Raw genomic sequence first — 483 nt, 5'->3', positions numbered from 1 at the left:
ACGTAGGGGTAGTGCTCGGGTAGGATGTTGAGCGCGACATGCTTCTGCGCGATGCGCTCCACCGCCCCCCCGAGGACGCCGAGATTGTCGATGTTGCGGGCATAGGCGAGCACCGCCTGGGCCAGGGCCTTCGGCTGCGAGCCTGTCTCGCCGTGGTGGGACTGGTTGAAGAGGTCGCGGATCTCCGCGTCCTGAAACAGGCGCTCGTACATGCGCTTGGTGATGGTCAGGCCATGGGCCTCCAGGGCCGGCACGGTGGCCTTGATGATCGCGACAGTGGGAGGGGACAGCGGAGCGGGCATGTCACAACTCGAAAGATGTATCGGACATGCATCTTTTAATCGACACCTCGAAAAGATGCAAGCGAAATGCATCTTATAGGGACGGACGCCGTCGCTGCGCCGATGGTGGTGCCCGGTTTCCACGCCGCGTAGGAACGGGAGCCGTGGCGCCAACCGCATCGCACCACGGTCCGGATGATCC

General features: G+C 63.4%; 1 protein-coding gene. It reads right to left on the bottom strand.

Annotation, left to right across the window (positions count from 1 at the left end):
- Window positions 1-302: globin domain-containing protein (locus ACU8YE_RS24675; RefSeq protein WP_446930068.1), on the bottom strand; the 302-nt coding region annotated here is incomplete at its 3' end.
- Window positions 303-483 lie beyond the last annotated feature (181 nt).

This window comes from Ralstonia sp. VS2407, assembly GCF_052950655.1.
This window is presented reverse-complemented; position numbering and strand designations above follow the sequence as displayed.